This window comes from Sphingomonas sp. (assembly GCF_965200105.1).
GTDB lineage: Bacteria > Pseudomonadota > Alphaproteobacteria > Sphingomonadales > Sphingomonadaceae > Solisphingomonas.
Genome location: NZ_CBDATN010000003.1, coordinates 243799 through 266326, shown reverse-complemented (window position 1 = coordinate 266326; position 22528 = coordinate 243799). Strand labels below are relative to the sequence as shown.

The 22528-nt window shown below is 71.0% G+C and carries 24 protein-coding genes and 1 pseudogene; 7 read left to right on the top strand and 18 right to left on the bottom strand.

Annotation, left to right across the window (positions count from 1 at the left end; translation table 11 throughout):
• Nucleotides 1–16: 16 nt before the first annotated feature.
• Nucleotides 17–1012 carry an adenosine kinase gene (locus ACOFKX_RS14115; protein WP_419827715.1) on the top strand — a complete coding sequence of 332 codons (996 nt, stop codon included), beginning with the start codon at nucleotides 17–19 and terminating at the stop codon, nucleotides 1010–1012.
• 8 nt (nucleotides 1013–1020) lie between these two features.
• Here ACOFKX_RS14115 and ACOFKX_RS14110 read toward each other — a convergent pair whose 3' ends face one another.
• The 7 genes and pseudogenes from ACOFKX_RS14110 to hisB form a co-directional block, all read right to left on the bottom strand.
• On the bottom strand, nucleotides 1021–2508 hold the full coding sequence (locus tag ACOFKX_RS14110; RefSeq protein WP_419827714.1) for an amino acid permease: 1488 nt from the start codon (nucleotides 2506–2508) through the stop codon (nucleotides 1021–1023).
• An 81-nt stretch (nucleotides 2509–2589) separates the two neighbouring features.
• The gene (locus ACOFKX_RS14105) at nucleotides 2590–2967 is read right to left on the bottom strand and encodes a histidine triad nucleotide-binding protein (protein WP_419827713.1); all 378 of its coding nucleotides are present in this window, start codon (nucleotides 2965–2967) and stop codon (nucleotides 2590–2592) included.
• Nucleotides 2968–3123: 156 nt separating this feature from the next.
• Nucleotides 3124–3435 (bottom strand): annotated as a pseudogene (locus ACOFKX_RS14100) (phosphoribosyl-ATP diphosphatase); the annotation flags it as partial.
• A gap of 31 nt (nucleotides 3436–3466) precedes the next feature.
• On the bottom strand, nucleotides 3467–4225 hold the full coding sequence (hisF, locus tag ACOFKX_RS14095; RefSeq protein ID WP_419827712.1) for an imidazole glycerol phosphate synthase subunit HisF: 759 nt from the start codon (nucleotides 4223–4225) through the stop codon (nucleotides 3467–3469).
• Nucleotides 4222–4965 carry a 1-(5-phosphoribosyl)-5-[(5-phosphoribosylamino)methylideneamino]imidazole-4-carboxamide isomerase gene (gene hisA / locus ACOFKX_RS14090; RefSeq protein WP_419827711.1) on the bottom strand — a complete coding sequence of 248 codons (744 nt, stop codon included), beginning with the start codon at nucleotides 4963–4965 and terminating at the stop codon, nucleotides 4222–4224. The genes hisF and hisA overlap by 4 nt, the downstream gene beginning before the upstream one ends.
• A gap of 10 nt (nucleotides 4966–4975) precedes the next feature.
• Nucleotides 4976–5587, bottom strand: a complete 612-nt coding sequence (hisH, locus tag ACOFKX_RS14085) for an imidazole glycerol phosphate synthase subunit HisH (RefSeq protein ID WP_419827710.1) — start codon at nucleotides 5585–5587, stop codon at nucleotides 4976–4978.
• On the bottom strand, nucleotides 5584–6180 hold the full coding sequence (hisB, locus tag ACOFKX_RS14080; RefSeq protein ID WP_419827709.1) for an imidazoleglycerol-phosphate dehydratase HisB: 597 nt from the start codon (nucleotides 6178–6180) through the stop codon (nucleotides 5584–5586). The genes hisH and hisB overlap by 4 nt, the downstream gene beginning before the upstream one ends.
• Nucleotides 6181–6278: 98 nt before the next feature.
• Between hisB and ACOFKX_RS14075 the strand changes: the two genes are divergently transcribed.
• Nucleotides 6279–6761, top strand: coding sequence for an SspB family protein (locus ACOFKX_RS14075; RefSeq protein ID WP_419827708.1), 483 nt, complete (start codon nucleotides 6279–6281; stop codon nucleotides 6759–6761).
• 77 nt (nucleotides 6762–6838) lie between these two features.
• On the top strand, nucleotides 6839–9379 hold the full coding sequence (gene topA, locus ACOFKX_RS14070) for a type I DNA topoisomerase (protein ID WP_419827707.1): 2541 nt from the start codon (nucleotides 6839–6841) through the stop codon (nucleotides 9377–9379).
• 22 nt (nucleotides 9380–9401) lie between these two features.
• Here topA and ACOFKX_RS14065 read toward each other — a convergent pair whose 3' ends face one another.
• From ACOFKX_RS14065 to coaBC, 5 genes are all read right to left on the bottom strand, one after another.
• Nucleotides 9402–10400, bottom strand: a complete 999-nt coding sequence (locus tag ACOFKX_RS14065) for a hypothetical protein (RefSeq protein ID WP_419827706.1) — start codon at nucleotides 10398–10400, stop codon at nucleotides 9402–9404.
• 126 nt (nucleotides 10401–10526) lie between these two features.
• Nucleotides 10527–10907 (bottom strand): peroxiredoxin, encoded by a 381-nt coding sequence (locus ACOFKX_RS14060; RefSeq protein WP_419827705.1) that lies wholly within the window; start codon nucleotides 10905–10907, stop codon nucleotides 10527–10529.
• Complete coding sequence (locus tag ACOFKX_RS14055; protein ID WP_419827704.1) at nucleotides 10886–11638, bottom strand: HesA/MoeB/ThiF family protein; 753 nt, start codon at nucleotides 11636–11638, stop codon at nucleotides 10886–10888. The genes ACOFKX_RS14060 and ACOFKX_RS14055 overlap by 22 nt, the downstream gene beginning before the upstream one ends.
• Nucleotides 11635–12084 (bottom strand): dUTP diphosphatase, encoded by a 450-nt coding sequence (gene dut / locus ACOFKX_RS14050; RefSeq protein ID WP_419827703.1) that lies wholly within the window; start codon nucleotides 12082–12084, stop codon nucleotides 11635–11637. The genes ACOFKX_RS14055 and dut overlap by 4 nt, the downstream gene beginning before the upstream one ends.
• Nucleotides 12081–13259, bottom strand: coding sequence for a bifunctional phosphopantothenoylcysteine decarboxylase/phosphopantothenate--cysteine ligase CoaBC (coaBC, locus tag ACOFKX_RS14045; RefSeq protein WP_419827702.1), 1179 nt, complete (start codon nucleotides 13257–13259; stop codon nucleotides 12081–12083). Before coaBC ends, dut begins: the two co-directional genes overlap by 4 nt.
• 86 nt (nucleotides 13260–13345) lie before the next feature.
• Between coaBC and dnaE the strand changes: the two genes are divergently transcribed.
• The 3 genes from dnaE (at nucleotide 13346) to ACOFKX_RS14030 (ending at nucleotide 18137) form a co-directional block, all read left to right on the top strand.
• Entirely contained in the window at nucleotides 13346–16855 is a 3510-nt protein-coding gene (gene dnaE, locus ACOFKX_RS14040) for a DNA polymerase III subunit alpha (RefSeq protein WP_419827701.1), read from the top strand.
• A 21-nt stretch (nucleotides 16856–16876) separates the two neighbouring features.
• Nucleotides 16877–17194 carry an Mpo1-like protein gene (locus tag ACOFKX_RS14035; RefSeq protein WP_419827700.1) on the top strand — a complete coding sequence of 106 codons (318 nt, stop codon included), beginning with the start codon at nucleotides 16877–16879 and terminating at the stop codon, nucleotides 17192–17194.
• Nucleotides 17195–17498: 304 nt separating this feature from the next.
• Nucleotides 17499–18137 carry a VOC family protein gene (locus ACOFKX_RS14030; protein WP_419827699.1) on the top strand — a complete coding sequence of 213 codons (639 nt, stop codon included), beginning with the start codon at nucleotides 17499–17501 and terminating at the stop codon, nucleotides 18135–18137.
• Between the two features lie 585 nt (nucleotides 18138–18722).
• Here ACOFKX_RS14030 and ACOFKX_RS14025 read toward each other — a convergent pair.
• From ACOFKX_RS14025 to ACOFKX_RS14010, 4 genes are read right to left on the bottom strand one after another with little or no spacing between them, the layout of a single operon-like run.
• Entirely contained in the window at nucleotides 18723–19991 is a 1269-nt protein-coding gene (locus ACOFKX_RS14025) for a tyrosine-type recombinase/integrase (RefSeq protein WP_419827698.1), read from the bottom strand.
• On the bottom strand, nucleotides 19981–20226 hold the full coding sequence (locus ACOFKX_RS14020; protein ID WP_419827697.1) for a hypothetical protein: 246 nt from the start codon (nucleotides 20224–20226) through the stop codon (nucleotides 19981–19983). The genes ACOFKX_RS14025 and ACOFKX_RS14020 overlap by 11 nt, the downstream gene beginning before the upstream one ends.
• The gene (locus ACOFKX_RS14015) at nucleotides 20223–20477 is read right to left on the bottom strand and encodes a hypothetical protein (protein ID WP_419827696.1); all 255 of its coding nucleotides are present in this window, start codon (nucleotides 20475–20477) and stop codon (nucleotides 20223–20225) included. Before ACOFKX_RS14015 ends, ACOFKX_RS14020 begins: the two co-directional genes overlap by 4 nt.
• Nucleotides 20474–20911 (bottom strand): DUF7694 domain-containing protein, encoded by a 438-nt coding sequence (locus ACOFKX_RS14010; RefSeq protein WP_419827695.1) that lies wholly within the window; start codon nucleotides 20909–20911, stop codon nucleotides 20474–20476. The genes ACOFKX_RS14015 and ACOFKX_RS14010 overlap by 4 nt, the downstream gene beginning before the upstream one ends.
• A 3-nt stretch (nucleotides 20912–20914) precedes the next feature.
• On the opposite strand from ACOFKX_RS14010, the gene ACOFKX_RS14005 reads away from it, so the two are divergent.
• A complete protein-coding gene (locus tag ACOFKX_RS14005; protein WP_419827694.1) occupies nucleotides 20915–21250 on the top strand; it encodes a hypothetical protein in 336 nt (111 codons plus the stop codon).
• Between the two features lie 2 nt (nucleotides 21251–21252).
• Here ACOFKX_RS14005 and ACOFKX_RS14000 read toward each other — a convergent pair whose 3' ends face one another.
• Together ACOFKX_RS14000 and ACOFKX_RS13995 are read right to left on the bottom strand one after the other, a co-directional pair.
• Nucleotides 21253–21903, bottom strand: coding sequence for a hypothetical protein (locus tag ACOFKX_RS14000; protein ID WP_419827693.1), 651 nt, complete (start codon nucleotides 21901–21903; stop codon nucleotides 21253–21255).
• Nucleotides 21900–22520: an HNH endonuclease gene (locus tag ACOFKX_RS13995; protein WP_419827692.1), complete on the bottom strand. Its 621-nt coding sequence runs from the start codon at nucleotides 22518–22520 to the stop codon at nucleotides 21900–21902. The genes ACOFKX_RS14000 and ACOFKX_RS13995 overlap by 4 nt, the downstream gene beginning before the upstream one ends.
• Nucleotides 22521–22528: the final 8 nt, after the last annotated feature.

The window sequence follows — 22528 nt, the reverse complement described above, 5'->3', positions numbered from 1 at the left end:
AGCATGGAGCACGCGCATGGCCGAACCGACGATTGACATCCTCGCCATCGGCAACGCCATCGTCGATGTGATCGCGCCCGCCGCCGACGCCTTCGTGACGGACGAAGGCATGGCCAGGGGCGACATGACGCTGATCGACGCCGCGCGCGCGACCGATCTCTACGCGCGCATGGGGCCGGGGCGCGAGGTGTCGGGCGGATCGGCGGCGAACACGCTGGCGGGGGCCGCCGCGATGGGCGCCGCCTGCGCCTTCGTGGGCCAAGTGGCGGACGACCAGCTCGGCGAAGTCTATGTCCACGATCTGCGCGCGCAGGGCGTCGCGTGCGAGGTGGCGCCGCGCGGGGCCGACGTGCCGACCGGGCGCTGCCTGATCCTCGTCACGCCCGACGGGCAGCGGACGATGAACACCTATCTCGGCGCCGCTCAGTATCTGCCGCGCGAGGCGGTGGACGAGGCGACGGTGGCGTCCGCCCGCGTGCTGCTGCTCGAAGGCTATCTGTGGGATCCGGCCGAACCGCGCGAGGCGATGCGCCGCGCGGTGGGCTTCGCGCGCGCCGCCGGGCGGCAGGTGGCGCTCGGCGTCTCGGCGGTGTTCTGCATCCTCGGCCACAAGGCGGACTTCGACGCGATGATCGACGCGGGCGACATCGACATCCTGTTCGCCAACGAGGAGGAACTCGCCGCGCTGACTGGCGAGGCCGGGTTCGAAGCGGGGATCGCGGCGCTCCGCGCGCGCGTGCCGCTGCTGGTGGTGACGCGCGGCGCCGACGGCGCGGTGGCGCTGCGCGGCGACGAGCGCGCCGAGGTCGCCGCCGAGCCCGTCGCGCGCGTGGTCGACACGACGGGGGCGGGCGACCTGTTCTCGGCGGGCTTCCTGACGGGCCTGGTGCGCGACCGTCCGCTCGGCGAGTGCCTGACGATGGGCGCGGTCGCCGCCGCCGAGATCATCTCGCACTATGGCGCGCGGCCCGAGGCGGACCTGAAGGCGCTCGTCGCCGCGCGGCTGGGCTGATCGCGGTCTTAGTCGGGGACGCCGCGCCCGACATGGCTGCGCGGGCGGCTGTAGGTGAAGTAGATGACGAGGCCCAGCGCACCCCACACCGGCAGCACCAGCATCGCGATCAGGTTGAGCGAGAAGAACAGGTAGGCGCAGCCGGCGATCGCGAGCGGCGCCACCACGTACACCGCCGGCGTGCGGAACGGCCGCCGCCGGCCGGGATCGACGCGCCGCAGCACCAGCACCGAGATCGCCACCATCGCGAAGGCGAACAGCGTGCCCGAGTTCGAGTAGTCGACGAGCTTGCCGACCGGCAGGAAGGCCGACATCAGGATCACCACCACGCCGGTGACGATCGTCATGACGTGCGGCGTGTGGAAGCGCGGGTGCACGGCGGCGAGCCGCTCGGGCAGCAAGCCGTCGCGCGCCATCGCGAAGAACACGCGGATCTGCCCGAACATCATCATCAGCACCACCGACGGCAGCGCCAGGAAGGCGGCGAGCCCGATCAGGTTGCCGATCTTCACCCAGCCGATCGAGCGCAGCACGTGCGCCAGCGCCTCGTGGCTGCACGCCAGCGGCTGCACGCCGCCGATCGCGTTGCAGCGGGCGGCGAGCGCCAGGCTGCCGGGTTCCAGCAGCGTACCGCCGGCGTCGCGAACGGGTTGCGCGAAGCTGGAGTCGTGGGTGGCGCCGATCGCGCCGGCGGCGACCAGCAGGTAGAAGATGGTGCAGAAGATCAGGCTGCCGATCAGGCCGATGGGCACGTTGCGCTGCGGGTCGCGCGTCTCCTCCGCCGCGGTGGAGACGGCATCGAACCCCACATAGGCGAAGAAGATCGACGCCGCAGCGCCCGCCATGCCGGCGACGCCGGTGGGCAGCAGGGGTGTGAAATGCTCCGTGTTCATCGCGGGCACCGAGAGCGCCACGAAGAGCGTGAGCGCCGCCACCTTGATGCACACCAGGACCGCGTTCACCCGCGCGCTCTCGGTGGTGCCGACGACGAGCAGCCACGTGACCAGCGCCGAGATCACGACCGCCGGCAGATTGATGAAGCCGCCCTGGTTGGGGCCGCCCGCGATCGCGTCGGGTATGTGCAGCCCGAGCCCGCGATCGAGCAGGCCGACGAAATAGCCCGACCAGCCCACCGCCACCGCGCTCGCGCCCACCGCATATTCCAGGATCAGCGCCCAGCCGACCATCCAGGCGAGCAGCTCGCCCATCACCGCGTAGGTGTAGGTGTAGGCCGACCCCGCGACCGGCACCATCGAGGCGAGTTCGGAATAGCACAGCGCCGCCACCGCGCAGACGAAGCCCGCGAGCACGAAGGAGAGCAGCATGCCCGGCCCCGCCTTCTGCGCGGCCTCCGACGTCAGCACGAAGATGCCGGTGCCGATGACGGCGCCGATGCCCAGCATGGTGAGCTGGAACGCGCCCAGCGTGCGTTGCAGCCCCTTCTTCTCCGCCGTCGCGAGGATCGCGTCCAGCGGCTTCACCCGATCGAAGATCATCGTCTAGAACCCCCTGCCGCGCGGGGCGGCTTCCTGGCGCCGAGCCTAGCCGGTTGCGACGGGCGCGCAATCCCCGGCCGCTCAGTCGCAGAGCATGCGGCCGAGCCGGCGCCCCGCGAAGATGTGGACGTGGAGATGCGCCACCTCCTGGTGGCTGTCGGTGCCGGTGTTGGCGAGCAGCCGGTAGCCCGGCGCCACCAGCCCCGCCTCGCGCGCCACGATGCCGACGGCGCGGACGAAGCCGGCGATCTCGGCGTCGCTCGCGCGGGCGGAGAAATCGTCCCATGACACGTAGGCGCCCTTCGGGACGACGAGGATGTGGGTGGGCGCCTGGGGATTGATGTCGTGGAAGGCGAGCGCGTGCTCGTCCTCGTACACGCGAGACGCGGGCAGCTCGCCGCGCAGGATCCGCGCGAAGACATTGGTGTCGTCGTAGGATAGCGTCGCGTCGACCGGCATGGGTCAGCCCCTGCGGATGCGCTTGCGGGGAACGGGAGCGCCCCCCATCGCCAGCGCCGGCGCGTTTTCGCCCAGATCGAGGATGTCGGGCTCCGGGCGCGGCTCGGGCGCGGGCTCGGCTTCCGGCGGCGGCGGCGGTGCCGGCGCGGGCTCGACCGGGCGGGCCGCCTTTTCCTCGTGGCCGGACGTGCCCTCGCGCCGATCGAGTTCGGCGAGAACGTCGGCGAGAGCGACGCCGCGCTTCTCCAGCAGCACCAGCAGGTGGAAGAGGAGGTCCGCCGCCTCCGCCGTCAACGCGCGCGGGTCGCTGGCGAGCGCGGCCACCACCGTCTCCACCGCCTCCTCGCCCATCTTGCGCGCGACGTGCGGCAGCCCCTTGGCGAGCAGCGCGGCGACGTAGCTCTCCTTGGGATCGGCGTGGCGACGCTCCGCGACGATGGCGGCGAGGCGGGTCAGCGTGTCGGACATGGACGGCTTGTGCGTGTCCGGCACGAGGTCGTCAACGCCCGCGCACAGGCAGGCCGGCGGCGGCGAGCGCCGCGTGCGCGTCGCCCACGCTATGCTGCCCGAAATGGAAGATCGACGCCGCGAGCACGGCGCTCGCGCCCGCGCGCACGCCGTCGACGAGGTGATCGAGCGAGCCGACGCCGCCGCTGGCGATCACCGGCACGCTCACCGCGTCGGCGATCGCGCGGACGAGCGCGAGGTCGTAGCCGACGCGCGTGCCGTCGCGATTCATCGACGTGACGAGCAGCTCGCCGGCGCCGCGTTCCGCGAGATCGCGGGCGTGGGCGACGGCGTCGATCCCGGTGGCTTTCCGGCCGCCGTGGGTGAAGATCTCCCAGCCGTCGCCCCTGCGCTTCGCGTCGACCGCGCCGACGACGCACTGGGCGCCGAAGCGCTCGGCGATGTCGGAGACGAGCGCCGGCCGCGCCACGGCGGCGGAGTTCACCGCCACCTTGTCCGCGCCCGCGAGCAGCAGCGCGCGCGCATCCTCCGCGGTGCGGACGCCGCCGCCGACGGTCAGCGGCATGAAGCACACCGCCGCCGTCCGCTCGACGACGTCGAGCAGCGTGCCGCGCGCCTCGTGGCTGGCGGTGATGTCGAGGAAGCAGAGCTCGTCGGCCAAGGCGGCATCGTAGACGCGCGCCTGTTCGACGGGATCGCCGGCATCGGCGAGATCGACGAAGTTGACGCCCTTCACCACGCGCCCGCCGGCGACGTCGAGACAGGGGATGACGCGGACGCGGACGGTCACGCCGTCCCTGCCGCCACCCGCAACGCCTCGGCGAGATCGAGCCGGCCGTCGTAGAGCGCGCGGCCGGTGATCACGCCCTCGATGCCGCCGCCCGCCATCGTCGCGCGCGCCGCGACCAGCGCCTCGATGTCGGCGAGGCCGGCGACGCCGCCCGACGCGATCACAGGTATCGCCGTCGCCTCGGCGAGCGCCTGCGTGGCGGCGACGTTGCAGCCCCTGAGCAGCCCGTCGCGTCCCACGTCGGTAAAGAGCAACGCCGCGACGCCAGCGTCCGCGAAACGCTCGGCGAGATCGACGACGCGCACCTCGGACTGGTCCGCCCAGCCGCGCGTCGCGACGAAGCCGGCGCGGGCGTCGACCGCGACCACGATCCGGCCCGGCAGGTCTCCCGCCGCCTGGCGGACCAGCGCGGGATCGTCGAGCGCGGCGGTGCCGACCACGACGCGATCGACGCCGAGCGCCAGCCAGCGGTCGATCGCGGCGCGATCGCGGATGCCGCCACCGAGCTGCACCTTGCCCGCGAAGGCCGCGACGATCGCCTCGACCGCCGCGCCGTTCACCGCCTGGCCCGCGAAGGCGCCATCGAGATCGACGACGTGGAGGTGGGTGGCACCCGCAGCGGCGAACGCGCGGGCCTGTCGCGCGGGATCGTCGCCGTAGACGGTGGCGCGATCCATGTCGCCCTCGGCGAGCCGCACGACCGCGCCGCCCTTCAGGTCGATGGCGGGGAAGACGATCATGCGGCCGGCCTCACGGACGCCAAGCCAGGAAGCGGGAGAGGAAGGCGAGCCCGTAGGCCTGGCTCTTCTCGGGGTGGAACTGGACGCCGACGATGGTGTCGCGGCCGATCGCGGCCGTCACCGGCCCGGCATGATCGGTGGCGGCGAGACGATCCGCCGGATCAGCGGGATCGAAGGCGTAGCTGTGGAGGAAATAGGCCTCGCCCGGCGGCAGCAGCGGGTGCGCGCGATCGGGCTTCACGTCGTTCCAGCCCATGTGGGGGACGCGGGCGTTCGCGCGATCGGGCAGGCGACGGACGGTGCCCGGTATCCAGCCGAGCCCGTCGTGCCGGCCGAGTTCCTCGCCCGTGTCGGCAAGGAGCTGCATTCCCACGCAAATGCCGAGGAAGGGCACCGCGTCGCGCCGCACTCGCGCGTCGAGCGCGTCGATCATGCCGGGGATGGCGGCCAGCGCGTCGCGGCAGGCGCCGAACGCGCCGACGCCGGGCAGCACGATGCGGTCGGCGCCGCGCACGTCGGCAGGATCGGCGGTGACGCGCACGTCATCCGCGCCCGCCGCCGCCAGCGCGTTGGCGACCGAGCGCAGGTTGCCCGCGCCGAAATCGATGAGCGCCAGCGTCATGCGCCGCCGAGCGTGCCCTTGGTGGACGGCACCGCGTCGGCCTTGCGCGGATCGACCTCGATCGCGGCGCGGAGCGCGCGCGCCAGCGCCTTGAACGCGCTCTCGACGATATGGTGGTTGTTGCGGCCGTACAGCGTCTCGACGTGGAGCGTGATGCCGGCGGCCTGCGCGAAGCTCTGGAACCAGTGCTCGAACAGCTCGGTGTCGAAGTCGCCGAGCTTCGGCTGAGTGAACGCAGTGCGCCAGACGAGGTAGGAGCGGCCCGATATGTCGATCGAAACCCGCGTGAGGGTCTCGTCCATCGGCGCGTAGGCGGTGCCGAAGCGCTGGATGCCGCGCCTGTCGCCCAGCGCCTTCGACAGCGCCTCGCCGATCGCCAGCGCCGAGTCCTCGGTGGTGTGGTGATGATCGATGTGGAGATCGCCCTCGGCCGCAGCCTCCAGGTCGATCAGCGAGTGGCGCGAGAGCTGCTCCAGCATGTGGTCGAGGAAGCCGATGCCGGTGGCGATCCGGTAGGTGCCGGTGCCGTCGCAGTCGAGCGTCACCGCGATCCGCGTCTCGGTGGTCTGGCGGGTGACGGTGGCGCGGCGCATCTCGTCGCTCCTGCGGGGTGGGGCGGCGCCCTCATAGCGCGGGCGACCGCCCGCGCAACGGCTTGACCGTCCCGCCCCCCACGTCCATCGAGCGGGGCATGAGCGAAGCGGCCGCGCCCGACAGCCTGATTCCCTACGACGAGATCGTGCAGGAAGCGCTGCGCGCGGTGGTCGGCCGCGTGCTCGGCGAGGTCGAGCGCGGCGGCGGGCTGCCCGGCAACCATCATTTCTACATCACCTTCAAGACCGGCGCGCCCGGCGTCGACATCCCGGACCATCTCGCCAAGCGCTTCCCCGACGAGATGACGATCGTGATCCAGAACCGCTACTGGGACCTGCGCGTGGCGGGCGATCGCTTCGAGGTGGGGCTGTCGTTCAACCAGGTGCCCGCCAAGCTGCACGTGCCGTTCGCGGCGGTGACGGCGTTCGTCGATCCGGCGGTCGACTTCGCGCTCCAGTTCCAGGCGCAGGCCGACGGCATCGAGCCCGCCGACACCGGCGAGCCCGAGAACGACGCGCCGGCGGTGGAGCGCGAGGACGGCTCGAACGTCGTCTCGGTGGATTTCACGCGCAAGAAGTGACGGGCGCCCGTCACGGTTGACGGCGGCGGCTGCCGCTCCCCAACTCGTACGCGTACGTGTGAGAGGCCGCGCCACCCATGAAGCTCGTCGTCGTCGAATCGCCCGCCAAGGCCAAGACCATCGAGAAGTATCTCGGCCCCGGCTACCGGGTGCTCGCCTCCTACGGCCACGTCCGCGACCTGCCGGCGAAGGACGGCTCGGTCGACCCCGACGCCGGCTTCGCGATGGAGTGGGAGAGCTATCCCGACAAGGCGAAGCAGCTCAAGGCGATCGCCGACGAGGCCAAGGGCGCCGACCAGCTCATCCTCGCCACCGACCCCGATCGCGAGGGCGAGGCGATCTCGTGGCACGTGCAGGAGGTGCTCAGGAAGCGCAAGGCGCTGCCCGCCGACACGCGACGCGTCACCTTCAACGCGATCACCAAACCCGCCGTGCTGAAGGCGATGGAAGCGCCGCGCGGGCTCGACGAGGACCTGATCGACGCCTACCGGGCGCGGCGCGCGCTCGACTACCTGGTCGGCTTCACGCTGTCGCCGGTGCTGTGGCGCAAGCTGCCCGGCGCCAAGTCTGCGGGGCGCGTGCAATCGGTGGCGCTGCGGCTGGTGGTGGATCGCGAGCGCGAGATCGAGGTATTCCGCGCGCAGGAATACTGGTCGGTCGCTGCCGACATGGAGCATGACGGCATCGGCTTCGCCGCGCGACTGGTGCGCTGGAAGGGCGATAAGCTCGATCGGCTGTCGATCGGCAACGAGGGCAACGCGCAGGCGGCGAGGGCGGACGTGGAGGCGGCGCGGCTGACGGTCGCGTCGGTAGAGACGCGGCCCGTCGTCCGCAACCCGCAGGCGCCGTTCACCACCTCCACGCTCCAGCAGGAGGCGGCGCGCAAGCTCGGCTTCTCGGCGAGCCACACGATGCGGATCGCGCAGGGGCTCTACGAGGACGGGCTCATCACCTACATGCGCACCGACGGCGTGCAGATGGACGAGAGCGCGATCTCGGCGGCGCGCAAGGCGGTCGCGGAGCGCTACGACGGCGGCTACGTGCCCGATCAGCCGCGTCGCTACACCGCCAAGGCCAAGAACGCGCAGGAGGCGCACGAGGCGATCCGGCCGACCGATTTCGGCCGCCCCAACGCCGCGTCGGGCGATCACGCGCGGCTCTACGAGCTCGTCTACAAGCGCGCGCTCGCCAGCCAGATGGCGTCCGCGCGGCTGGAGCGCACCACCGTCGAACTCACCGACGGCACCGGTCAGCTCGCCGTCCGCGCAACGGGGCAGGTGGTGATCTTTCCCGGCTACCTCGCGCTGTACGAGGAGGGGCGCGACGACGAGGGGGACGAGGACAGCAAGCGCCTGCCCAAGCTCTCCGAAGGCGACGTGCCCGCCGTGAAAGGCGTGCGGGCCGAGCAGCATTTCACCCAGCCGCCGCCGCGTTTTTCCGAGGCGAGCCTCGTCAAGCGGATGGAGGAGCTGGGGATCGGCCGGCCGTCGACCTACGCCTCGATCCTCCAGACGCTCAAGGATCGCGATTACGTCCGGATCGAGAAGAACCGCTTCCACGCCGAGGAGAGCGGGCGGCTGGTGACGGCCTTCCTGGAACGCTTCTTCGAGCGTTACGTCGGCTTCGACTATACCGCCGGGCTGGAGGAGCAGCTCGACGACGTGTCCGGCGGCCGTGCCCAATGGCAGCAGGTGCTCGACGCCTTCTGGCGCGACTTCAAGCCCAAGACCGTCGAGGTGATGGAGCAGAAGCCGTCCGAGGTGACAGCGGCGCTCGACCAGTTCCTCGAGCCCTTCCTGTTCCCCGACAAGGGCGATGGCTCCGATCCCCGGCTCTGCCCGGCGTGCGGGCAGGGGCGGCTGGCGCTGCGCGGCGGCCGGTTCGGCGCGTTCGTCGCCTGCTCCAACTATCCCGAGTGCAAGTTCACGCGCCGCTTCGCGCAAGGCGGCGCCGAGGCCGCCAACGATACCGGGCCCGAGGAGCTAGGCGCGGACCCCGCGACGGGCGAGGCGGTGACGCGCCGCTCGGGCCGGTTCGGAGCCTATGTGCAGCTCGGCGAGGGCAAGGAGGCCAAGCGCGCCTCGATCCCCAAGGACGCGGGCGACCTGGACCTGGATCTGGCGCTCCGCCTGCTCGCGCTGCCGCGCACCGTCGGCACGCACCCGGAAACGGGCAATCCCGTCACCGCCTCGATCGGGCGTTACGGCCCGTACCTGATGCACGACGGCAAATATGCCCGGCTGCAATCCACCGCCGAGGTGTTCGAGACGGGCATGAACGCCGCCGTCGTCAAGCTCGCCGAGGCGGCGGCGGGCGGCGGCAGGCGCGGCGGCGGTGCCGCGCGCGAGCCGCTCGCCGCGCTCGGCGACCATCCCGAGAGCGGCCAGCCCGTGAAGGTGATGGAGGGCCGCTACGGCGCCTACGTCACCGACGGCACGACCAACGCCACGCTGCCCAAGGGCGCCGATCCCAAGGCGCTGACGCTCGACGAAGCGGTAGCCTTGCTCGCCGAGCGCGCCGCCAAGGCCCCCGCCAAGGGCAAGAAGCCGGCGCGCAAGGCCGCCCCGAAGAAAGCGCCGGCGAAGCCCAAGAAGGCGGCGAAGGTGAAGGCCGGGTAGGCGGCGACGCTGGCGCACCCAGCTATTTTGGCGGCATCCAATCACCGCCCTGCGGAAGCGGGAGACGAGGCCAGGCCTGGCTAAGTCCGCGAAGGACTATGAGGCTCACGGCTTCGTAGTGGTCGCTGCACGACGCCGATCCCGAACCGCTGGTCACCGCCTGCCCATGTACCTGCTCGAAAGCGACGTACGTGCCGTCGACGCACATCCGTCTGTAGCCGGGATATCCGGAGGTCTCCCGGTCCAGTGCCGTCGCCATCGCGGCATAGGCCGGTTTGGCGATCGTGAAGTCGATGACCGATAGAACATGGTCTCCTTTGCGGTGCTGGTCCGTGACGATCAGCTGTCCTCGCGCCGTGTCGCCATGCATCGGTAGGTACACCGCGACCGAGTACCATCTCAGTCCCAATGCCGGCATGGCGAAGAAGCGGATGCCGTCGCCGTCCATTGCGGCGAGACTGCGGAGTCGACGCATGTTCAACAAGATCGGGGAGTTCGAGGAACTGGTCTCGTACTTGGCGAGCGGAAACGGAGCCGTTCGTGTGTTCTCCGCATATCGATCGCCGATGCGCTTTTGCTGGAGCCACGCTGAAACCGAGGCGACAGCGACGCCGACGATCTCGAAAGCGACGATGGCCGTCGCGACGTAGCCGACGACATGCAGTCTCGATCGCCGGCTAGATGACGTTGTGCCACATCGGCTCGAATGGCGTTCCGCGGTCCATGCGCTTGCGGCGGTTGAGAAAGGAAGCGTCAGAACCGAGAGGATTAACAGCGCGACCGCCACTATCATCGCGGCGTCGTCCGGCGACGGCCTTTCCGGGTAGAAGACCAGGATGGCGGCGGCCCACCCGATGAGACCGGCTGGCATCAGGAGGCTGCCCAGAAATGGTGCCAGGAACGCAATCCGTCCGTTGCCGATCCGCGTCACCCCTGTTGTGATTGCGGCGGAGAGAGCCATCGTTAAGAGTAGATAGCCGAGGAGAAACGACAGCTCGTGCGGTCCGATCCAGCCCATCATGGCGGCTCCCCTCGTGTGAAGCATCTATAGCCGGTACTCGCATTGCAACCGAGGCGTTCGTTCAGTGACTGTCGCTTTGTAACTGCGCGAGGAGCTTTCACGCCAATCTGGCTGTTGGATCGGCGTTCAGATCACGACGAGGCGATCGTCGCCGAGCGACTGGAGCACGCCCACCGGGCCGCCCGCGCCGACGCGCGGATCGAACGTGGTGGCGTCTATGCCGGTGAGCGCCAATCCGGACTGGCAGGCGATCAGCTCGACGCCGAGGGTCAGTGCCTCCTCCACCAGCTCGGCGAGCATCGGCAGGCCGGCGCGATCGTGCGCTTCGTCCCCCTCGCCCTCGATCGGGGGGCGCAGCATCGCGGCCGCCTCGCCCTGGCAGAAGAGGCGCGCGCGGCCGCCCAGCGCGGCCTGCGCGGCGGCCAGCGTCAGCGCGGCGCGGAGCCGCTCGGAGGAGCGATCGGCGACAATGACGGTCAGGCCCCTCATGCCGTCGCGCATCGGCATCCCGGATCCTTGGCGAGCGCGACGGTGCGGAAGCGGAAGGCGAGCGTATCGGCGATGAGCAGGCGGCCCGCCGGGTCCTCGCCGAACGGCACGACCTGCCGGATCGCCTCGATCGCGGCGAGCGAGCCCATGACGCCGGTCATCGCGCCGAGCACGCCCTGATCGGCGCAGCTCGTCTCGTCGCCGTCCGGATCGCCGCCGACCAGGCAGCGATAGCAGGGCTTATCCGCCTCCCAGCCGCGATACACCGCGAGCTGCCCGTCGAACTGGCCGACCGCCGCCGAAACGAGCGGCACGCGCGCCGCCAGCGCCGCGTCCGCCACCACCAGCCGCGTCTCGAAATTGTCGCAGCCGTCCACCACCACGTCGGCACCGGCGAGCAGCATGGCCGCATTGCCCGCGCCGACTCGCCGGTCGAAGGGTGTCACCGTCACGTGCGGGTTGAGCCGCTGCACGGCGTTCGCCGCCGCCACGACCTTGGCGTGGCCGACGTCGCGCGTCGCGAACAGCGTCTGGCGCTGGAGATTGGAGAGCGCGACGTCGTCGTCGTCCGCGATCGTCAGCCGCCCCACGCCGGCGGCGGCGAGATACTGGATGACCGGCGATCCGATCCCGCCCGCGCCGATCACCAGCACGTGCGCCGCCGCCAGCCGGGCCTGCCCCGCACCGCCGATCTCCTTGAGCACGATGTGGCGCGCGTAGCGATCGAGCTCCTCGTCGCTGAGCCTCACGGCAGCCGATCGCGTCCCGTCGAGCCGAAGCCGCCGCCGCCGCGCACGGTCTCGTCGAGCGCGGTCAGTTCGACGAAGCTGGCACGCGCGACGGCGGCGGGGACGAGCTGGGCGATCCGCTCGCCGCGGCGCACCTCGAACGGCTCCGATCCCAGATTGGCGAGGATCACCTTCACCTCGCCGCGATAGTCGCTGTCGATCGTGCCCGGCGTGTTGAGGCAGGTGACGCCGTGCTTGAGCGCGAGGCCGGAGCGCGGCCGCACCTGGATCTCGTAACCCGGCGGGATCGCCACCGCGAACCCGGTCGCGATCGCGTGACGCCCGCCGGGCGGCAGCGTCACGTCCTCGGCGGCGACGACGTCGAGCCCGGCGGCGCCCGCCGTGGCGTAGGCGGGCGGCGCGAGCCCCTCGCCGTGGGGCAGGCGGAGGAAGCCGATCTCGATCACCGCAGCGCCTCGGCGATCCGCGCCACCAGCCGCTCGGCGACATCGCCCTTGGCGGCGCGCGGCCAATCCTCCACGCCGTCGGCGGTGACGAGGTGGACGGCGTTGTCGGCGCCGCCCATCACGTCGCCCGAGACGTCGTTGGCGACGATCCAGTCGCAGCCCTTGCGCGCGAGCTTGGCCTGGGCATGGACACGCACGTCGTGCGTCTCGGCGGCGAAGCCGACGACGAGGCGCGGGCGGCGCGCGTCGCGCGAGAGGCCGGCGAGGATGTCGGGGTTCTCGACGAGCGACAATGTCGGCGCCGCGCCCTGCTTCTTGATCTTGCGGTCGGCCGGATCGGTGCGCCAGTCCGCCACCGCCGCCACCAGCACGGCGGCGTCGGAGGGCAGCGCCGCCGCCACCGCCGCGGCCATGTCGCGCGCCGTCTCCACGTCGACGCGCGTGACGCCCGCCGGCGTCGGCAGCGCCACCGGCCCCGCCACCAGCGTCACGCGCGCGCCGGCGCGCGCGGCGGCGGCGGCGATCGCGAAGCCCTGCTTCCCCGACGAGCGGTTGGCGATGTAGCGCACGGGATCGATCGGCTCGTGCGTCGGGCCGGCGGTGACGAGGACGTGGCGGCCCGCGAGCGGGCGATCGGGCGAAAGCCGGGCGCGGATCGCGGCGAGGATCGCCTCGGGCTCGGGCAGGCGGCCGGCGCCGTACTCGCCGCATGCCATCGCGCCCTCGTCCGGCTCCAGTACCGTCACGCCGTCGGAGCGCAGCGTCGCCACGTTGCGCCGCGTCGCCGAATGCGTCCACATCCGCACGTTCATCGCCGGCGCCATCAGCACCGGCTTGTCGGTGGCGAGCAGCAGCGTGGTGGCGAGATCGTCGGCGATGCCGGCCGCCGCGCGCGCCACGAGATCGGCCGAGGCCGGGCAGACGACGACGAGGTCCGCCTCGCGGCTGAGGCGGATATGGCCCATCTCGGCCTCGTCCTTGAGATCCCAGAGCGAGGTGTGGACGGGCTGCTCGGACAAAGCGGCGAGAGCCATCGCGGTGACGAAATGCGCGCCGCCGTCGGTCAGCACGCAGCGCACCGCGATGCCTTCGCGCCGGCACAGGCGGATGAGCTCGCACGCCTTGTACGCGGCGATCCCGCCGCCGACGATCAGGAGGATGCGCGGGTTCGCCATCGCCGGCACAGATGGCGGCGCGGGGGACGCTTGTCGAGCGCCGCCTGGCTTCCAAGACTCGGACAGCATCGCCATAGTGCGGAGCGATGACTCCTTTCGTGCCACTGCGCGTGTTCACCGCCTTCACGATGCTGGAAGGCGCGATCGATCCCAAGGCGCTCGCCAAGCATGCCGCCGGGCTCGGCATGCCGGCCGCCGCGATCTGCGACCGGAACGGGCTGTACGCGGCGATGGCGTTCGGCGCGGCGGCGAAGGCGGAGGGCGTGCAGCCGATCGTCGGCACGCTGCTGGGCGTGGCGCGGCCCGGCGACTGCGGCGGTGCGGAGCCGGGCAAATCTCCGACGATCGACTGGCTGCCGCTCTACGCGCAGGACGAGGCGGGGTATCAGGCGCTGTGCGCGCTCGTCAGCCACGCGCATCTCGGCCGGCCGGCGGAGGAGGACGCGCACGTCGCGCTCGACGCGCTGGAGGGCCGGACGGCGGGGCTGATCGCGCTCACCGGCGCCGGCGACGGCGCGCTCGCGCGGCTCTTCGCGAACGGGCAGGTGGAGCATGCCGAACGCTACGCGGAGAGGCTGGCGTCGCTGTTCCCGGGCCGCCTCTATGTCGAGCTCGCGCGGCGCGGCGACGCGATCGAGGAGGCGGCCGAGGCGGCGCTCGTCGAGCATGCCTACGCGGCCGACCTGCCGCTCGTCGCCACCAACCCGGCCTGCTTCGCGGAGCCGCATTTCCATGCCGCGCACGATGCCATGCTGTGCATCGCCGGCTCCGCCTATGTCGAGAGCGAGGAGCGGCGCCGCTCCTGCCCCGAGGACTGGCTCAAGCCCGCCGACGAGATGGCGCGCCTGTTCGCCGACCTGCCCGAGGCGATCGCCAACACCGCCGTCGTTGCCCAGCGCACCGCCTTCGCCGCGCCCAAGCGCAAGCCCATCCTGCCCAGCCTGGCCGGCGACCGCGAGGGCGAGGCGGCGGCGCTGCGGCGCGACGCGCACGCCGGCCTGATCGCGCGGCTGCAACGCTATCCGCGCGACGCCGAAAAGACGATCGAGGAGGCGTTCGCGCCCTATTTCGAGCGGCTGGACTTCGAGACGGACGTCATCGTCCAGATGGGCTTCCCCGGCTATTTCCTGATCGTCGCCGATTTCATCAAGTGGGCGAAGGAGCAGGATATTCCGGTCGGCCCCGGCCGCGGTTCGGGCGCGGGATCGGTGGTCGCCTGGGCGCTCACCATCACCGATCTCGACCCGCTACGGCTCGGCCTGCTGTTCGAGCGTTTCCTCAACCCCGAGCGCGTGTCGATGCCGGACTTCGACATCGATTTCTGCGAGACGCGGCGCGAGGAGGTGATCCGCTACGTCCAGGCCAAGTACGGCCGCGCGCAGGTGGCGCAGATCATCACCTTCGGGCGGCTGAAGGCGCGCGCGGTGCTGAAGGATACCGGCCGCGTGCTCCAGATGAGCTACGGGCAGGTCGATCGGCTGGCCAAGCTGGTGCCCAACCACCCGACCGATCCGTGGACGCTCAAGCGCGCGCTGGACGGCGTGGCGGAGCTCGCGCAGGAGGTGAGGCGCGAGCCGCAGGTGAAGCGGCTGTTCGACCTCGCCATGAAGCTGGAGGGCCTGCCGCGCCACTCGTCCACCCACGCCGCCGGCGTCGTGATCGGCGACCGCGCGCTCGACAAGCTCGTGCCGCTCTACCGCGATCCGCGATCGGACATGCCCGTCACTCAGTTCGACATGAAGCATGTCGAGGATGCGGGGTTGGTGAAGTTCGACTTTCTGGGCCTCAAGACGCTGTCGGTGCTCCATCGCGCGGTGGAGATGCTCCGCGCGAGGGGGATCGAGATCGATCTCGCGGGCCTGCCGTGGGACGACGGGAAGACCTACGCGCTGCTCCAATCGGGCAACACGGTGGGCGTGTTCCAGGTCGAGTCGGAGGGCATGCGCCGCACGCTGTCGGCGGTGAAGCCGACAGTGTTCGAGGACATCATCGCGCTCGGCGCGCTCTACCGGCCAGGGCCGATGGACAACATCCCGCTGTTCGGCCAGCGCAAGAACGGGCAGGCGCCGATCGAGTATCCGCACCCGCTGCTGAAAGGCATTCTCGCCGAGACCTACGGCATCTTCGTCTATCAGGAACAGGTGATGCAGGCGGCGCAGGTGCTCGCCGGCTACACGCTGGGCGGCGCCGACCTGCTCAGGCGCGCGATGGGCAAGAAGATCAAGGCGGAGATGGATGCGCAGCGCGCCACCTTCGTGGAGGGTTGCGCCAGGGCCAACGCCATTCCCGCCGCCCAGGCCAATTCGCTGTTCGACCTCATCGACAAGTTCGCGGGCTACGGCTTCAACAAGAGCCACGCGGCGGCCTACGCGCTGCTCACCTATCAGACGGCGTGGCTGAAGGCGCACCACCCGCACGAGTTCTACGCCGCCTCGATGTGCTTCGACGTCGGGCAGACGGACAAGCTCTGCGTCTTCGCCGACGACATGCGGCGGATGGGCGTCACCTGCCTGCCGCCGTCGATCGCGGAGAGCGCCGCCGACTTCACGGTCGAGGCGCATGGCGGCGGCCTCGCCGTCCGCTACGCGCTCGGCGCGCTGAAGGGCGTGGGCGAGCGCGCGATGGCGGAGCTGGTCGCCGACCGCGCGGCGCGCGGGGCCTTTCGCAGCATCGAGGACTTCGCCGATCGGATCGACGCGCGGACGCTCAACCGCCGCCAGATCGAGAGCCTGGCCGCCGCCGGCGCGTTCGCGCCGCTGGTGCCCGAGCGCGCGCGCGTCCACGCCGCCGCGGAGACGATCCTCGCGCACGCGGCGAGCGCGGAGGCCGCGCGGACGAGCGGGCAGGGCGGCCTGTTCGGGGGCGAAGGAGGAGGCGTCGCGCCGATCCGCCTGGGCGACGCGCACTGGTCGCTCGCCGAGACGATGGCGGCGGAGAAGGAGGCGTTCGGCTTCTACTTCTCCGCGCACCCGACCGATCGCTATCGCCACATCGCGCAGGCGCACGGCGCGCGGACGTGGAGCGAGTGGTGCGCGCAGCCGCTGCCCGCGGCACCGCCGCCCGACGAGCGCGGCCGCCGCGCGCCCGCGCCCACCTGCGCGATGACCGCGCTGGTCGAGGAGGCGCGCTGGCGCACCTCGGCGAAGGGCCGGCGCTACCTGCTCGCCACCTGCTCGGACGCGTCGGGCCAGTATATGGCGAGCTGCTTCGACGACGAGGTGTCCGCCAAGCTGGAGGAGGCGGCGCGCGTCGGCGGCTGCGGCCTGCTGACGGTCGAGCTCGATCGGCGGGGCGAGGACGAGCAGCCGCGCGTGACGGTGCGCGCCATCCGCCCGCTGGAGGGCATGACGATGGCGACCCGGCTGCGGCTCGACGTCGCGTGCGAGGAGGCGTCCGCGGTCCACGCGCTCGCGGCGATGCTCGGGGGATGTCGGGGTGGGCGCGGCGAGCTGCACGTCCATGCCGGATCGGGTGCCGAGGTGCTGGCCGGGCGCGACTTCATGATCGACGCGGAGATCGTCGCGCGGATCGAGCGGCTGCCCGGCATCGCCTCCGCGCGGCTCGCGCCGTTGGTCGCGCTGGCGTTGGTCGGCTGAGGGCGGGGATAGGAGGATCGCGTGAGCGGGGACGAGTTCTGGCTGTTCTACCTGCGCGAGCATGGCCGGCCGGCGACGCGCGCGCTCCACTATGTCGGGACGACGCTGGTGATCGCCTGCCTCGCGGCGGGCTTCGTGACGGGCGGCACCTGGCTGTTCTGGGCGACCCCGGTCGCCGGGTATCTGTTCGCGTGGATCGCGCATCTCGCGATCGAGCGGAACCGCCCGGCGACGTTTCGCCACCCCTTCTTGTCGCTCGTCTCGGATTTCCGGATGTACGGACGCTGGCTTACCGGTCGGCTCAAGCCCGAGCTGCGGCGCGCCGGGGTCCGGAGCTGAGGCGAGCGATATCCGGCTGGTCTGCACCGGCCGTCGCGGCTCAGGAACACTCGTTGGTTCGCCCAGCAGCCTCGCCAACCAATCCCCGCCGCGCCAGCGTCCAGTCGGGAGCGGCGCAGCGGGGCGGTAGGCGTCGCGCAAGGGCTCCCATCCGCGCCACCCGAACTGCACAAGCCGCGCTTCCTACAAGGTTCCCCAGCCCATCAGTTCCAGGAAAGGGCCCTTCCGGACCGAGGCTGACGGCGGGGCCGAGAAGCGGGGAGGGGCGCCGGGAAACGAATTGGCCCACGGCCCAGGCATCACAATGGTAACGGGATCGTTCCGAGGAGGCGCCCGCCACGCCTACCGGCTGGACGCGACGCGGCCGCGATCGACCTCGCCCTCAACATCGCCGTTCGCGCCCGCGCCGGCTCTACCGTGGCGCGGCGATCCAGCGCGCGAGATCGGCGCGGTGGACATGCGAGCGGCTGGCGTCTTCCTCCAGCCTGAAGCCGTAGCCTGTTGCGCGATCCTCGGCTACGGCTTCTCCGCAAGGCGGACGGAGGAAGCGATGCTGAACTACGCGACCGTGGGATCGAACGACCTCGAGAGGGCCAAGGAATTCTATGACGCGCTACTCGCGCCAGTGGGCATGACGAAGATGTTCGATCATCCATCCGGCGGGCGCCTCTATGGCGGGTTTGGCAAGAGTGCGTTCGGTGTGCTTGCCGCCTACGACGGCGGCACCGCGAGCGTCGGCAACGGCGTGACGATCGGCTTTCAGATGGACAGCCCGGAGGCGCTCGCGACCTTTCACGCGCACGCGCTGGAGCTGGGCGCCACCGACGAGGGAGCGCCCGCCAAGCGCGGCGGCGAGGCTTCTCCTCTCTCCTTCGGCTACTTCCGCGACCTCGATGGCAACAAGATCTGCGGCTACCACGTCGCGGGACCGCTTCCGGGCTGATGTGGCGGGAACGGGTGGTGTGCGTGGGGGCGGCCGATATGAGTGTGGTCGCGCTCCCCGCATGACGTTACCCGCCGGACGGGCGCGACCGCGTTCCCGCGCCTCGATCGTGGCGAGCGTGTCGTTCGCTGCCTAAGCGAAGCAGTTCGGATGGTCGCGGCCAAACGCACCCGATCTCCAAACTGGATGGCCAGACGCGAAACCGTCCGGTGACGCCTCGATGCTAAGCGACGCCAGCGTCGGGGATCATCCGGATTCAAGGATTGATCCCGCGGCAGCCCGAAGCGTGTGTCAGCGGCCGCAGCTGACCTCCGCCGGTTGGCGCGTCGAGTCGATCCGTCCCGACGTCCGAGGTCGCGAGCGCCCGGTCCGGCGTTTCGGAGCAAGCCGTGCAGGTCAGGACGCTTGTCGGGATGCCGGCCGGGCGGCCTGCGGACGATGGCGGGAGCCGGCTGGCTCCCCGGGCAGGATTCGAACCTGCGACAACTCGATTAACAGTCGAGAAGAAATATCCACTTTTCAACGGTCCTTCCTACAGGTTCTTGCTTCTGTCCCACACGGGTATCTGCGTTGAAGCGAGAAAAGTCATAAGGCCGGCTCGGCCTCCGCAGCCTCTTCTGCGCCCGCAGTCAGCCGCCCGATATGCTCGCGCCGCGCGGCCGCGATCCGCTTCGCCTTCTCGGTGTTCGCCTTGTTGTAGATCCGCGTGACCTCAAGCGTGCTGTGTCCGCTGATCGCGCGCACGTCGGCCTCGCCGCTGTCTCCGATCTCGGTCAGCCCGCCATGCCGGAAGCTTGTGAAGCGCAGATCCTTCGGTAGGCCGGCGGCATCGCGGATGCGCCGGTGCAGCGTCTTCGCGTAGCCGCTGGTGTAGGGCTGCCCCGTGCGCTCATCGCGGACGATCATCGCCTCCGGATCGTCCGGCCGGTCGGTGCGCGCCATCTCCTCCTCCAGCTCCGGGTAGAGCGCGACGACCTCGCCGCCGATCGTGTCGGTGAGCGGTATCTCGACGGCGTTGCCCGTCTTGGACTGAATCAGCCGCAGCTCGCCGCCGGGGCGGTAGCCACTCCACCGGATGCCGCGCTCGTGGCCGTCGGGATCGACGAAGCCGAAGGCGTCCGTCACGCGCTGACAGCCCTCGAAGCACAGCGCCGCCGCGGTCGCCATGCTCTGCCGGCCCAGCTCGCGCGCCTTCGCCCGGTACGCGTCGTACTCCGCGCGTGTCGCCGCGCGGTTGCCGCGACCGGCGCCCGAACTCGCCTTGATCCCCATGCCCGAGAACGGGTTCGCCTTGACGCCGGTGGCCTTGCCGTAGCGGACGGCCTGGTTCCACACGAGGCGGCAGACCTGCATCATGTAGGCGCCCTGGCGCTCGCCGTGTTTCTCGCGCGCCTTGCGGTAGAGGGTATCCGCTGCGGCAGCGTCGACGGCGGCCGCCTGGCGCAGGCCGAAGGTGCCGGTGCGCATCTCGATCGCGTCGACCGCATCCATCGCGATCCGGTAGCCGGCGCGGCTGGCGTGCCGTAGGCCGGTGAAGCGCTCGTGGCGCCGATACCAGTCGAACAGCCAGCGGATCGTGCCGGTGGTCGGCTTCTCCGGCGAGCCCTCCCGCCACTCGGCGAAGGTGGCGTTGAGGACGTCGGCCTTGGCGATCGCGGCGGACAGCTCGGTGCCGAGCGCGGTGGAGATGACCGGGCATGTGCGGCCATGGCGGACAGCGCGGGCGCGGACTTTCTCATCCTTGGCGTCGGCGAGCCGCGGGTCCGCCCAGGCCGGGCGGATCCAGTAATAGGCCCGCTTGCCGCCGGCGAGGCGCCGCACGTTCACGTAGGACGGGAGGCGCTCAGTCGCCAAAGTCGAGATCCTCGGAGAGATCGCGCGAGAAGAGGTCCGCGACCGCCATGTCGAGTTCGGCACGCTGGACGATCGCGGCGCCGTGTGGACCGCGCGTGCGGAAATGGACGAGCCCAGTCTTCTCCCATGCACGCATCTGCGCTTCGCTGACGCCGGTGTAGGCGAGCGCCATCGGCCGGGCCATTGCGACAGGCCAGAACGGGAGGCGCTCGTCGAGCTTCTCGGCGGCGCTCATGTCGGCACCTCTCCTACACCTACCCACACTGGCGGATGGCCGCCGCTCAGCACGCGCAACTCGATCTTCGCGCCAGCGGCGATCGCGGCGAGCTCGGCCGGCGTCGGCTCCCAGGCCGACACCATCGCCGGCATGTCGCCGTTCATCTCGTCACGGATCGGCAGGCCTTGGCAGGGACCGCTGGTCTCGGGCGTCCACCCCGGCGGGGCACCGAGCACCCGGGTGCAGCCGCTAACGCGCGCGGGGATCATGCGACCACCTTCCGGCTCTGAACGCCGTCCCACATGAACGGCAGGATCGCTGCGTCCGGCAGCACCCACAGGTGTCGCATATTCGCGACGTTCACGACGCGCATGGCGGGCGGGTAGACCTCCACCGCCGCGCAATCCGGGTAGCCGACCTCCGCTTTTAGGCGCTGGAGATCGTCCCACGAAATGTCCTCGCGGAAGCGCCGCCGGCGCTCGTCCCATTCGGTGCGGTTCACCGACAGGCGGAGCACGCCGCCCGGCTCAGCGAACACCTGCACCAAGTGCGTCCGCGAGCGGTACAGGCCGACGCGCGGCGCGCCGCCCTGAAACTCGGCAGGATCGCGCGGCCACTCCGCGCGGGGCACTGGGGTGAGGTGCGCAGGGTAGGACATGTTGAGTCGTCGCATCTCGCGAAGCTGCGCGGCGGCCGGCCTCATGCCGTGCGCTCCCATCGCTTGCGGCCCGCGAGCAGGGCGCGCACCATCGGCCCCGAAAAGATGGTGGGGCGATCAGTCATGGAAGCGAACCCGAGCTGGGATGACGAGGCGGTGCTGTGGATCGATCCTCCGGTCGCGGGCGACATGACCGGTCCGAAGCGATGGCACGAGGGCACGCTCGCGACGGCCGTGCGATGCCTGCTGGTTGAACTGGAGCCCCGCCTGCGTGAGCAGGCCAGCATCCGCTGCGTCACCGCAGATGGCGACATTAAGTCGGAAGAGGCTGAGCGTCTCGCCAGCCTTGAGACCTACCCTTTTCACAAGGGCTTCCGCGCGTAGCATCATGCCGCCCTCTGCCTCGCCATCCACTCGCCGAGGCGCGGCATGGCGACCCCGATCTCGCGCCACGTCGGCTGGCGCCCGAGTTGGCCGCGCAGCCGCGCCGGGATCATGTTGCCGTCCAGCCTCTCCTGCTCGATCGTCCGACGCGCGGCGTCGATCGCCTCGAACATGAACCGAGCGGCGGCGGGCGTCGGCGCCGCGCGATCGTGCGCGCTGATCGGCGCCATCGTGAACTGCACCGGGTAGAGCCGCGCCTGCGGTGCCGGCAGCTCGCGCGTGACGGGAAGCCGCACGGCCTCGGCGCCGACGTGGACGGTCGAGTAGGGGCTCGTCATCCCGTAACGCTTCAGCACCGCCATGTCGGCCGGCGGGAAGCGCTCGTCGATGTTGTCGAGCAGGATCTGCGCGACGTCGCGGCGCGTGGTCTCCGGGCCCGCCGCAGCGAGATCGTCGGCGAGCATCCGGCGCAGCATGGCCGCGAGCGTGTTGTGGTCGACCGTCGGCTTCCACGCCGCACGCGGGTCGGGGACGCCGTTGCGCATCGGCTGTCGCCGCGCGCGGACCGCCTCGAAAGTCGCCTCGGCGACCTCGGTCGGCGTGGTGTACGGCATGGCGTTGCCGGCGGCGTCGAGGACGTGGCGCTTGGTCATGCCGGCACCTGGGCCCGCCGCTTCCGGCCCTCGTGCGCACCATGCTGAAGCTTGGCGATTGCCATGACGGTCGGCTTCAGCTCAGGGTGCGCGGCATCGTAGGCGAGCCGCTTCTTGAAGCGCCCACCGTTCAGCCGCGCCAGCACGCCGCGCGGGATCGCTTCCCAGTTTGCGGGATCGGTGTTTAGCCGGTCGCCGTCGAGGCACTTCAGTGCATGCCCCGCGGGCACCGGCCCGTGTAGCTCCTCCCAGTGTACCAGGTGGACCGCGCGCCACCGCGATTGCAGCGGCAGGCCATCGTTGATCTTCCGCTCCAAATAGCCGTCCTTGCTCATCCGCTCGGTGCCGATCGGCTTGTAGAGCCGCACCGCGACGCCGCGCCGCTCGCCCGCCTTGAAGCGGGTGGCCGCGCTGTTCGGATGGTAGGGCATTGGCTTGCCCTTGTTCGCCGGCTCCTGGCCGGGCGCGAACTGCCCGGTGCGGCCGGTTCGCCAACCCTTGCGCTTGCGCAGGGCATGCAGGTTCGCAGCCGTCACATCGGTGCGGCCGAACGCCTCGCAGAAGGCGAGATGATACTTGCCGATCGGCAGCATGCGGTTGGCTTCGAGCCAAGCCACCTCGTGCG

What these genes read in the sequence shown, in the direction of transcription:
- hisH (WP_419827710.1), bottom strand. Translation starts at nt 5,587, where the DNA reads ATGACGCTGGCGCTCATCGATTTCGGCGCGGGCAACCTGCGCTCGGTC.
- ACOFKX_RS14115 (WP_419827715.1), top strand. Translation starts at nt 17, where the DNA reads ATGGCCGAACCGACGATTGACATCCTCGCCATCGGCAACGCCATCGTC.
- ACOFKX_RS14015 (WP_419827696.1), bottom strand. Translation starts at nt 20,477, where the DNA reads ATGATCCCCGCGCGCGTTAGCGGCTGCACCCGGGTGCTCGGTGCCCCG.
- hisA (WP_419827711.1), bottom strand. Translation starts at nt 4,965, where the DNA reads ATGATCGTCTTCCCCGCCATCGACCTGAAGGGCGGCGCGGTCGTGCGG.
- ACOFKX_RS14010 (WP_419827695.1), bottom strand. Translation starts at nt 20,911, where the DNA reads ATGAGGCCGGCCGCCGCGCAGCTTCGCGAGATGCGACGACTCAACATG.
- ACOFKX_RS14020 (WP_419827697.1), bottom strand. Translation starts at nt 20,226, where the DNA reads ATGAGCGCCGCCGAGAAGCTCGACGAGCGCCTCCCGTTCTGGCCTGTC.
- hisB (WP_419827709.1), bottom strand. Translation starts at nt 6,180, where the DNA reads ATGCGCCGCGCCACCGTCACCCGCCAGACCACCGAGACGCGGATCGCG.
- ACOFKX_RS14000 (WP_419827693.1), bottom strand. Translation starts at nt 21,903, where the DNA reads ATGACCAAGCGCCACGTCCTCGACGCCGCCGGCAACGCCATGCCGTAC.
- ACOFKX_RS14030 (WP_419827699.1), top strand. Translation starts at nt 17,499, where the DNA reads ATGGTAACGGGATCGTTCCGAGGAGGCGCCCGCCACGCCTACCGGCTG.
- ACOFKX_RS14110 (WP_419827714.1), bottom strand. Translation starts at nt 2,508, where the DNA reads ATGATCTTCGATCGGGTGAAGCCGCTGGACGCGATCCTCGCGACGGCG.
- coaBC (WP_419827702.1), bottom strand. Translation starts at nt 13,259, where the DNA reads ATGGCGAACCCGCGCATCCTCCTGATCGTCGGCGGCGGGATCGCCGCG.
- ACOFKX_RS14105 (WP_419827713.1), bottom strand. Translation starts at nt 2,967, where the DNA reads ATGCCGGTCGACGCGACGCTATCCTACGACGACACCAATGTCTTCGCG.
- topA (WP_419827707.1), top strand. Translation starts at nt 6,839, where the DNA reads ATGAAGCTCGTCGTCGTCGAATCGCCCGCCAAGGCCAAGACCATCGAG.
- ACOFKX_RS14065 (WP_419827706.1), bottom strand. Translation starts at nt 10,400, where the DNA reads ATGATGGGCTGGATCGGACCGCACGAGCTGTCGTTTCTCCTCGGCTAT.
- ACOFKX_RS14075 (WP_419827708.1), top strand. Translation starts at nt 6,279, where the DNA reads ATGAGCGAAGCGGCCGCGCCCGACAGCCTGATTCCCTACGACGAGATC.
- dnaE (WP_419827701.1), top strand. Translation starts at nt 13,346, where the DNA reads ATGACTCCTTTCGTGCCACTGCGCGTGTTCACCGCCTTCACGATGCTG.
- ACOFKX_RS14060 (WP_419827705.1), bottom strand. Translation starts at nt 10,907, where the DNA reads ATGCCGATGCGCGACGGCATGAGGGGCCTGACCGTCATTGTCGCCGAT.